At 44.9% G+C, this 10035-nt stretch carries 10 protein-coding genes; 9 read left to right on the top strand and 1 reads right to left on the bottom strand.

Features of this window, described 5'->3' with window-relative positions; genetic code table 11:
* The first annotated feature begins 106 nt into the window (after positions 1-106).
* From OCV47_RS15550 to OCV47_RS15515, 9 genes are all read left to right on the top strand, one after another.
* Positions 107-1204 carry a recombinase family protein gene (locus OCV47_RS15550; RefSeq protein WP_262655932.1) on the top strand — a complete coding sequence of 366 codons (1098 nt, stop codon included), beginning with the start codon at positions 107-109 and terminating at the stop codon, positions 1202-1204.
* Entirely contained in the window at positions 1189-2751 is a 1563-nt protein-coding gene (locus tag OCV47_RS15545; protein WP_262655931.1) for a recombinase family protein, read from the top strand. Before OCV47_RS15550 ends, OCV47_RS15545 begins: the two co-directional genes overlap by 16 nt.
* Positions 2752-2907: 156 nt before the next feature.
* On the top strand, positions 2908-3171 hold the full coding sequence (locus tag OCV47_RS16215; RefSeq protein ID WP_416888024.1) for a recombinase family protein: 264 nt from the start codon (positions 2908-2910) through the stop codon (positions 3169-3171).
* 106 nt (positions 3172-3277) lie between these two features.
* Positions 3278-3802: a GNAT family N-acetyltransferase gene (locus OCV47_RS15540; RefSeq protein ID WP_235249066.1), complete on the top strand. Its 525-nt coding sequence runs from the start codon at positions 3278-3280 to the stop codon at positions 3800-3802.
* 626 nt (positions 3803-4428) lie between these two features.
* Positions 4429-4950, top strand: a complete 522-nt coding sequence (locus OCV47_RS15535) for a nitroreductase (RefSeq protein ID WP_262655930.1) — start codon at positions 4429-4431, stop codon at positions 4948-4950.
* 59 nt (positions 4951-5009) lie between these two features.
* On the top strand, positions 5010-6371 hold the full coding sequence (locus tag OCV47_RS15530; protein WP_262655929.1) for an MATE family efflux transporter: 1362 nt from the start codon (positions 5010-5012) through the stop codon (positions 6369-6371).
* A 16-nt stretch (positions 6372-6387) separates the two neighbouring features.
* Positions 6388-6807 carry a GNAT family N-acetyltransferase gene (locus tag OCV47_RS15525; RefSeq protein ID WP_262655928.1) on the top strand — a complete coding sequence of 140 codons (420 nt, stop codon included), beginning with the start codon at positions 6388-6390 and terminating at the stop codon, positions 6805-6807.
* Positions 6800-8125, top strand: coding sequence for an MATE family efflux transporter (locus tag OCV47_RS15520; RefSeq protein ID WP_262655927.1), 1326 nt, complete (start codon positions 6800-6802; stop codon positions 8123-8125). The genes OCV47_RS15525 and OCV47_RS15520 overlap by 8 nt, the downstream gene beginning before the upstream one ends.
* A gap of 153 nt (positions 8126-8278) precedes the next feature.
* Complete coding sequence (locus tag OCV47_RS15515) at positions 8279-8632, top strand: ACT domain-containing protein (RefSeq protein ID WP_262655933.1); 354 nt, start codon at positions 8279-8281, stop codon at positions 8630-8632.
* Positions 8633-8969: 337 nt separating this feature from the next.
* Here OCV47_RS15515 and OCV47_RS15510 read toward each other — a convergent pair.
* The coding region (locus tag OCV47_RS15510; RefSeq protein ID WP_262655926.1) for an IS91 family transposase at positions 8970-10035 on the bottom strand (1066 nt) is incomplete at its 5' end.

The following is a 10035-nucleotide window of genomic DNA, read 5'->3' as shown; positions in this document are numbered from 1 at the left end:
TTCACCAAGGGATAAGTGCGCCCTTTTTTAGTCCTAAAATATAATCAATATTTTTTAAATTTCTTATTGACATTTATTAGCTGGACTTTCAGAAGACGGAGAATTGATGCTCACGCTGCTTGCTTCCTTTGCACAGGAAGAAAGCCGGAGCATTTCAGAGAATATCAAATGGGCTACCAGAAAGCGGTTTGAGCAAGGTATCCCAAACGGCCACAAAGCACCCTACGGCTATGAATGGGACGGAGAGATGTTCCGCATCATCCCCGAACAGGGCGAGGTGGTGAAGGAAATCTACAGAAGGTACCTTGCCGGGGAATCAGCCTATGGCATTGCAAAGACCCTTGCAGAGCGAGGCGTGACCGGGCAGATGGGAATGCCGATCGAGCAGACAACCATCAAGGAGATACTTTCAAGCCAGTCCTACACCGGAACGATGGTCCTTCAGAAGAACTTCTTCACCGAAGGTCACATCCGCAGAAGGAACAAAGGTGAACTTCCCATGTACCTGGTGGATGAGATGTTCGAGCCTTTGGTCTCGGAGGAAGATTACCAGAAGGCATTGGAAATCCGGCAGCAGAGAGCGGAGCAGTTTCCGAACAATCAGGACAACCTTACACCTTTCTCCGGCAAAGTGAAGTGTGGATACTGCGGATGCGGTGTTAGCCGGAGAACCAGCGGAGGAAGAAAGCGGTGGGTCTGCAACACCAGAGAACGGAAAGGAATGAAGCAATGCGAGTGCCGACCGATTTTGGAGACGGAACTCACAGCGGCTGCGAAGACAGTGCTGGGCGGCTCCTTTGATGAGAGTGCTTTCTCAAAAGAGATACGGCAAGTGACCCTATATTCCGACCGCATTGAGGTTTCCCTGCTGAACGGAAACAGGAAATCCATCATCCGGCAGTTTAGCGGATGCCGGGGACAGAATGCCTTCACCAATAAGGTCTGGTGCGGTTCCTGCGGATGCAAATGCGAAAGGGACAATTACGGCAAGAAGAAAAGAAAAATCTGGTGCTGTTCCCAGCCGAGAACGCAGTGCCAAATGAAACGCCTGCCGGAGAGTGAACTGCTTGAGGCGGCAGAAAGCCTTCTCGGTGAGAACTTCCAGGCGAAAGTATCCGCAGACATTGACCGGGTGGTTGTTTCCGACAACCAGGTAGATTTTGAATATAAGAATGGGACGGTAAAGACATGGCAAAGAAAGTAAGAAAAATACCTGCTACCCTCAACCAGTTCACATCGGAGCCGGTGGCAGTAAGAAGAAAAAAGAAAGTAGCCGGATATGCACGAGTATCCACGGATCGTGAGGAACAGGCAACAAGCTACGAGGCGCAGATGACCTACTACAAGACCTACATCGAAGGTCATGAGGATTGGGAGTTTGTCGGGATGTACTCGGATGAGGGTATCACCGCCACCAACACCAAAAAGCGTGACGGCTTTAATCAGATGGTGGAAGATGCCCTTGATGGTAAGATTGACCTCATCATTACCAAGTCGGTAAGCCGATTTGCACGAAACACGGTGGACAGCCTGACCACCATCCGAAAGCTGAAGGATAAAGGCATTGAGGTCTATTTCGAGAAGGAGAACATCTGGACGCTGGATGCCAAGGGCGAGTTGATGATAACCATCATGAGTTCCCTGGCACAGGAGGAAAGCCGGAGCATTTCTGAGAATACCACCTGGGGCAAGCGAAAGCAGTTTGCTGATGGAAAAGGCAGTGTTGCCTTCAGTTGGTTCCTTGGGTATGACAAGGACTTCAAGATTAACGAGGAACAGGCAGCCACGGTTCGACTGATTTATCGACTTTTTATCAGCGGCCTTTCCCTCTATGCTATCACAAAGGAGCTGGAAAGCCGAGGCATCAAGTCACCTTCCGGCAAGGACAGATGGCACATCAGCACGGTGAAATCGATCCTTACCAATGAGAAGTACCGTGGGGATGCGCTCCTTCAGAAGCAGTACACTACGGACTTCCTGCAGAAGACCAGAAAGACCAACAACGGCGAAATTCCCCAGTATTATGTGGAGGAACACCATGAAGCCATCATTCCCCCTGCCCAGTTTGATTTTGTACAGGCAGAACTTGCCCGCCGGGAGCAGAATGGCCGATATAGCGGAGTAAGCATCTTCTCAAATAAAATCAAATGCGGATGCTGCGGTGGATGGTACGGTTCGAAGGTGTGGCATTCCACCGACAAGTACCGGAAGGTCATCTACCGTTGCAATCGGAAGTACGGCAAAGACACCCCGCCCTGCAACACACCGCATTTGACCGAGGAAGAAATCAAGCAGATATTCCTCAAGGCACTGAATGCCCTGGTGGAGGCGAAAGAGGAAACCATAGAGAATCTGCAGGAGTTGATTGAAACGGTCTGTCAGATAGATTCCCTTGGCGCAGAGCAGGAACGGCTGGAGCAGGAACTGAGAATTATCGCAGAGAACCTTGCGAACCTCATCCAGAAGAATGCAAGTGTAGCCCTGGATCAGACGGAGCAGGCAGAGAAAGAAAAGAAGCTCCGCACCCTCTATGGTGAAAAGCATAGCTACTTTTTGGAACTGGAGTCACTCATCCAGGAAAAGAATGATACGAGGGAAATTCTCACAAATTTCATCACCAAGCTGGAGGATTTGACCGGAGAACAGACGGAGTTCCGGGATGAACTGTGGGGCGGTTTGGTCGATCACATCCGTATTGATGAGAAAAGCAGCACGGTAGTCTTCCGGGGCGAGATCGAAATTACTATTTAATATGTAGAAACACGAATCGAAAGGGGCATCTGGCGGTTTTGCTGGATGCCCTACTTTTTGCGGCCTTATCACAAAATGGTGGATTTGTCAAGTTGAATATGATACAATATTTGAAGCGAAGATTCGTAGGAAATGTGAGAGAGGTCGAAGCGTTCCATCGAAACCATACTGACCAATGAGAAGTATGTCGGTGATGTGATTCTCTATAAAACCTTCTCGCCAGACTTCCCGGAGAAGAAGCGAATACCGAACAACGGAGAGCATAAGAAATACATCCAGGAGGATCATCATCCGGCAATCATCTCACGAGAGATGTTCCGAGCAGTCCAGGAAATGCGTGAGAGCAGAAGTAACATTGAGCATCACGCAGATGGGACTGTAACCAGAAAGGCCAAGAGGTACACTGGGAAGAAAGAGTAAATATTGGTTTAAAGAGTTTTATAACTCGTTGTTTAGCGATTTGGTTAACACCGATATATTTATTTTATTAGGAACAGAAAATTTGAAGTTGGAGGGATAGATTTCTATGATTATCAGATATGCAGAAGAGAAAAATTTTATAGAATTGCGACAGTTTTATGACGGTATGTGTAAAGTTTTGAGCGGAAAAGATTTTCTGCCGGAGGGAGATAAAGGTGGTTTCCCTCCAGATGAAATGATCAAAGATGCAATCAAAGAGAGAAATCAGTTTATCGGTATTGAAGATGGTCGAATTGTTGCGGCGTATATTATGAATCATGATCGTGATGAGGCGTATCACGCAGTTAAATGGCTTATTGATGCAAATGATAACGAGACAGTAGTTCTTCATGCCTTGCGTGTCCTTCCGGAATATGGAGGTCGTGGATACTCGAAGCAGTTAGTTCAACACGCAATAGACACAGCAAGGGAAAGAAACCTTAAATCAATTCGTCTTGATTGCATAGAGGGAAATGATATTCCACAGAAAATGTATATGTCGTTTGGATTTAAGTATGTGGATAAGGTTGAAATCACATATGTTGATATTGGAGTACCGAGGAAGTTCCTCTTATATGAGTTTGTACTCTAATTAAGACATAATAACAGTTATATCTTGAACATTGTACAAACAAATTCCAGTCTTACGGAGAGGCTGAAAAGCAACAGAAGATTTGAATTTATGCATGAGTTACTATGTGTAATCTTGAGTATATATGAAGAAGATTGGAGGCATCCATAGTGAAAGAATTGAAAGCAAGAGAATATAAACGCTTTGAGGATATAAAGCAAATCAGAACAGACGGAACTGAGTTTTAGTCTGCTAGAGAACTTGCACCGTCATTAGAATATACAAAATGGGAAAATTTTCAAAATGTAATTAAACGTGTAATGATAGTGTGTGAAAATAGTGGACATTCGGTTGAAGACGATTTTCCTGAGCTCAGGAAAATCTTTTCCACAATGTCAAGTGATGAATTCAATAAAAGCCAAAATTATGGAGCAATATAACGTAATTCTATATTTTCTATCTTTCCTTGCGTGATGATTGATGCTTGACAGTCTCCTTCAAGTTCGCTATAATGATAAGCGAAAAATTTTAGTGGACTTTTCCGGATTCGGTCATCTTTTTGCCACACGGCTATCTTGTGATAGTTGTGTGGCTTTTTTTGTTGCTCGTATCTCGGAAGTGTTAGCAGAATGGGGGACTATATCTGTATGGAAAATAATTTTTTGTCTCTTATCAAGACGCGCCGTAGTGTACGGGCTTACAAATCGGAACCTGTCCCTTCCGAGGCTTTGGACGCTGTACTGGAAGCAGGGACTTACGCTCCTACCGGCGGAGGACATCAATCTCCGACCATCATTGCAATTACAGACCCCAAATATAGGAAGGAGATTGCAAAACTAAACGCAGAAGTGATGGGGAGCAACACAGACCCTTATTATGGCGCACCTGTCGTGATCCTGGTTTTGGCAGATGGCTCCGCAAGCACCTTTGTTGAGGACGGAAGCTGCGTCCTTGAAAATATGATGCTCGCTGCCCATGCCCTTGGCCTGGGAACCGTATGGGTACATCGGGAACGTGAGATTTTTGACAGTGAAAGCGGCAAGGCTCTCCTGCGGGAGTGGAAGCTACCGGAAACCTTGCGTGGCGTCGTGGCGATTGCATTGGGTTATCCGGCCCAGGAAGCCGGTCAGCCCGCAGCACGCAAACAAAACGATATTGTTCGGATGTAATGTCCCGCTGTCCGGCGCAATTTTTTTGCGCCGGACAATTTGTGGAGAGGAGGGAAAGTATGCAGACCAATAATATAATGGCGGTTGCTCCTGTTGGAAGGCTCATTTGGCAAATGTCGATACCGCCGCTAATCTCCATGTTCCTGCAATATTCCTATAATCTGATAGACAGTGCGTTTATAGCGCGGTTGAGTGAGAATGCACTAACGGCTGTTTCTCTGTCATTCCCGATTACAACACTGATGAATGCGGTGTCTATCTGGATCGGTGTCGGCGTGAATGTACTGATTGCAGGGTATCTTGGGGAGAAAAAGCAGGATGAGGCAAATACCACCGTCACACATGGATTGTTACTGGCCTTTGGAATTGGTGCTTTGTTCAATCTTCTGTCATTACTGATTATGAAATCCTACTTTGGGGCATTCACCAATAATGAAGAAATTTATCAGCTGAGTATTGCCTATATGAGCGTATGTTCGTTCATGCAAATTCCCAATATGGTGCATATCGCAATCCAGAAGATGATACAGGCTACCGGGAACATGGTTGCTCCCATGTGGTTCCAGATTGCAGGAGTGGTCGTTAATTTTATATTCGACCCACTTCTAATTTTTGGTATTGGTGTTTTTCCGGCTATGGGAATCCGTGGCGCTGCAGTGGCTACTGTTGCGGGCTATTTGTTATCCATGATTTTGGCATTTGCCTTGCTGCTGGGCAAAAAGCAGAAAGTGCGGATCAAGATCAAAGGATTTCATTTGCAAAAGTGGCTGATTGGCCGTATTTTCGCCCTTGGACTACCGTCTTTCATTATGAATGCCCTTAGTTCTTTTATGGTGACTTTTGTAAACTTTTTTCTGGTCGCCTATTCCAATACGGCAATCGCTTTCTTCGGTGCGTATTTTAAGGTACAGCAGTTGATCGTTATGACGGTGAACGGCTTGATCCAGGGCTGTTTGCCTATTATGCGGTTTAACTACGGTGCGGGCAACAGAGAGAGGCTGCACTCCGCCTTCCGATACGGAACCGCTTTGGTCTCCGGTATGATGATACTGGGAACATTGACCATCATCCTCTTTCCGGCGCAGCTTTTGGGATTATTTACGGCGTCGGAAGCCATGCGCTCCTTTGGAATATCCGCAATGCGGATTATGGCGGTCAGCTACCTATTCTGCGGATGGTCTACCATGATCTCCACCTATCTCCAAGCCACAGAACAGGTCATTCCAAGTATGCTGATCCAGCTGCTGCGGCAGTTTCTGCTGCTCATTCCATTCATGCGGGGCCTGGAAAAACTCCTGAAGATAACAGGGATCTGGCTGTCCTTCCCTGTGACAGAAACGGAAACATTCGTTCTGGCGCTTCTGATCTTCCGAGCAGGCAGAAAAAAAGAAACGCTTTGCAGCGGTACAAAAACACAGTAAGAACAGGAGAGACGATATGGAAATACAGATTAAAAAAGGGCTTGATGCCCTGCAAACAGAAACCGTACTTCACCTTCTATCACAGACCGTGTGGGCATGCAACAGAAAGGTAGAAGCAATTATGGAGTCATGGAAACACTCTATCTGCTATGGAGCCTATACCGCTGATGGAAAACAAATTGGATTTGCAAGAGTGATAACAGACTATGCCACCCAGTATTATATTTGTGATGTTGTTGTGGATGCAGATTTCCGGCACAGGGGTGTGGGCACCTCTCTCCTAAAGGCGATTACGGCAGAAGACACATACCGTTCCCTGCTGGGAATGCTGATCACGGAAGAGGCTGAACGGTTTTATGAACCCTTTGGCTTCCGAAAAGATCCGATCTGTTTTATGACAAGAAAAGAAACACCGGAGGCAATCACGAATGAATGAAACTTTTATGAAAGAAAAGCCGGTACTGCCGCTGATGCTGTCTATGGCACTGCCCATGGTGCTCTCCATGATGGTCAATTCCCTATACAACATTATCGACAGCTTTTTCGTCTCGCAGATCAGCGAGGAAGCTATGACGGCATTATCCCTGGTTTACCCGGTTCAAAATGTCATCAATGCTGTCGGAATTGGATTTGGCATTGGAATTAACGCAGTTATCGCCTTCTATCTGGGCGCTGGAGATAACAGGGAAGCGGATCAGGCTGCTACGCAGGGACTTGTGCTTGCCGTGATTCATGGCGTTGTCATGACAGTCTGCTGTATCGCAATGATGCCAGCTTTTTTAGGAATGTTCACATCATCCGAGACAGTGGTTGAACTTGGCGTCCGCTATTGTGTTGTTGCATTCGCTTTTACATTGATTATCATTGTTGGTGTAACATTCGAGAAAATATTCCAGGCAGTAGGAAACATGAAAACAACCATGATAAGCCTGATGTGCGGGTGCATCACAAACATTGTCTTCGACCCCATTCTGATTTTTGGCTATGGCCCATTCCCGGCAATGGGAATCGAAGGTGCTGCGCTGGCAACCGGCATCGGGCAAGCTCTGACGCTGGCGATTTATCTGGTTGTTTATTTTGTGCGGCCAATCCGCGTACATATTCGCAGGCAGCACATTCTGCCCGGCAAAGGAATGGTATGGAAGCTATATTCAATCGGCATTCCTGCCACCTTGAATCTTGCGCTTCCGTCTCTTTTGATTTCGGCGCTCAATGCTATTTTAGCAGCATATTCCGAAGTGTATATTTTGGTTTTGGGAATCTATTACAAATTACAGACTTTCATCTATCTGCCGGCGAATGGCATTGTACAGGGAATGCGCCCCCTGATCGGCTATAACTACGGCGCGGGCGAGAACAAAAGGGTCAGTCAGATTTATAAGATCGTCTTGTGCATGAGCGGTATCATTATGGTACTTGGAACAGTGATATGCTTTCTGATTCCCGGCCAGCTTATGGGGCTGTTTACCCACACAGAAGCAACGATTCAAGCCGGGGAAACGGCCCTGCGTATCATCGGTGCTGGGTTTATCGTTTCTGCGGTTTCCGTTACATCTTCCGGCGCATTGGAGGGACTTGGAAAAGGCACACCTTCATTATTGATTTCCCTTTGCCGGTATGTAGTGGTTATCATTCCGGTTGCGCTTTTACTCAGCAGGCTTTTCGGAGCAGTTGGTGTCTGGAATGCGTTTTGGATCACGGAAGCGATTACCGCGATCATATCCCTTTTCATTTACCGCAAGGCAATCGCATAACCCACAATGGCGGCCCGAAAGCCATGAACATCGTCCTGCTCCACTACGCCGGATAATCTGCAGCTTTCCTAAAGCGAACGGCTATTATATAATGGTATAATGGAGACAGCGACAAATTATATTTAGAGGAGGCACTATTATGGAAATCTAAAAATTCATCAAGAATTTTCAGTATGTCAGGTAGAAGATTATTCATTTGTAGATTTAGATTCCGAGTATAGCTTTATAGGAAGGACAGACGAGGAAAAATCTCTTGTTTGTATCACAAGCGAAATCCCGCCAAATGTAATTCAGCGTGATGATGGTTGGAAAGCGCTTCGAATTCAAGGTGTTTTGGAGTTTTCGTTGATTGGAATATTGTCTAAAATTGCAGCGATTTTAGCAGATCATAGCATTCCAATTTTTGCAGTATCTACTTACAATACGGACTATCTTTTGACAAAAAAGGAAAATTACGAAAAAGTGATAAAAGCACTTAAAAACGCTGGATACAAAATAATAGAGTGACAGCTTTTCATTTATTGGGGAATCGTGTAGAGCGGAAAATTCAATTTGTTGAGCACATGAAAATTCTTTAGGCTACAATCAATAGCGGTGTAAACGAAAAAGCAGTCTTAAACTATAGAAAAACTGCCCTTTCGTTTGCACTGCGTTTGATTTTGCCAAAGTGAACAAAGTCGCGTCCCTGTAGCCGATATGTATGGATTTTCAATTCTTGCTTTTTTTATGAATACAAGTGAGATACAAGGATTCTCTGCATTGTTACATGGGGCTTTTGAAAAATCTTGGCACGACAAATAAACCTCATTGCTGAGGCTTTTTGAAATTATTTAGTTAGTCGATTCTAAATGCGCAAAGGTATTCTCTGCTGTGTTTTTCCAAGATGATAACCACAGCATTTGCAAACAGTAACCTTGATATCATAAAGGGTTTCAAGTATCTGAGGTGTTTCCATATCTTTCAGTCGTGATAGATACTGCTTACAACCAAGAAGATTCCGACATAATGCCAGATGCTTGGTCTTGCTTCGAGTACATAGTAATCCGTAGTGTCTGATTCTAACAAATCGTTTCGGCGGTACATGCATAAGGAATCTACGGATGAATTCAACTCCGGAAATGGTGAATTCTTTCCACTTACCTTTTTCACGATAATCTTTCACATAGTATGTAACAGTATTTTCGTCCATACGGATGATGCGGTGATTACTGATAGCGATTCTATGTGTGTACTTACCAAGATAGTTAATAACAGACTGGGCACCATTGAAGGTTTTCTTGCAGTGAGGGATCCAGTCTTTTTCATAGCAGGTGTTAAGAAGCTCTTTGAAGGCATAGTGGTTGCGATATTTTACACTGCTACCATGAAACTGAAGTTTATTTTCTTCCCATAAGATCTTAAGTTCATCCAGATATTTACCCTGGAACAACTTTGATAAAACTTTTACGGGAAGAAAGAATTCTTTACCTTTATCACGCCACTGATTTTTAGCAGTCAGACCACCGCCAAGTAGAATGACATGTATGTGAGGATGGAAGTTCATTTCAGAGCCCCAGGTATGCAATACACAGATATATCCAACCTTTGCACCCAGATGCTTCGTGTCTGCTGTTAACTCATTGATTGTAGCTGACACAGAATGATACAGTGTATCGTATAGAAGCTGTTGGTTGCTGTAGATTAGTGGATTTAATTCTTGAGGTACTGTGAATACTATATGAAAATAAGGTGCATCCAATACATCTTCACGGCGTTTATCCATCCACATTTCTTTTGGTAAAGCCTGACACATGGGACAACATCTGTTACGACAGGAATTATAATGAATCTGGGTATGACCACAATCTTCACATATACTGATGTTAGCTCCATAGGCACCGGTCTTACAGTTGATGATACAGTGTGCGACC

Origin of the sequence: Muricoprocola aceti, from assembly GCF_025567005.1 — a bacterium.
Classification (GTDB): Bacteria; Bacillota; Clostridia; order Lachnospirales; family Lachnospiraceae; genus Marvinbryantia; species Marvinbryantia aceti.
This window is presented reverse-complemented; position numbering and strand designations above follow the sequence as displayed.

Bases quoted from the DNA above. Each gene is read 5' to 3' on its own strand.
- OCV47_RS15545 (WP_262655931.1), top strand. From the start codon at position 1,189: ATGGCAAAGAAAGTAAGAAAAATACCTGCTACCCTCAACCAGTTCACA.
- OCV47_RS15530 (WP_262655929.1), top strand. From the start codon at position 5,010: ATGCAGACCAATAATATAATGGCGGTTGCTCCTGTTGGAAGGCTCATT.
- OCV47_RS15525 (WP_262655928.1), top strand. From the start codon at position 6,388: ATGGAAATACAGATTAAAAAAGGGCTTGATGCCCTGCAAACAGAAACC.
- OCV47_RS15550 (WP_262655932.1), top strand. From the start codon at position 107: ATGCTCACGCTGCTTGCTTCCTTTGCACAGGAAGAAAGCCGGAGCATT.
- OCV47_RS15520 (WP_262655927.1), top strand. From the start codon at position 6,800: ATGAATGAAACTTTTATGAAAGAAAAGCCGGTACTGCCGCTGATGCTG.
- OCV47_RS15535 (WP_262655930.1), top strand. From the start codon at position 4,429: ATGGAAAATAATTTTTTGTCTCTTATCAAGACGCGCCGTAGTGTACGG.
- OCV47_RS15540 (WP_235249066.1), top strand. From the start codon at position 3,278: ATGATTATCAGATATGCAGAAGAGAAAAATTTTATAGAATTGCGACAG.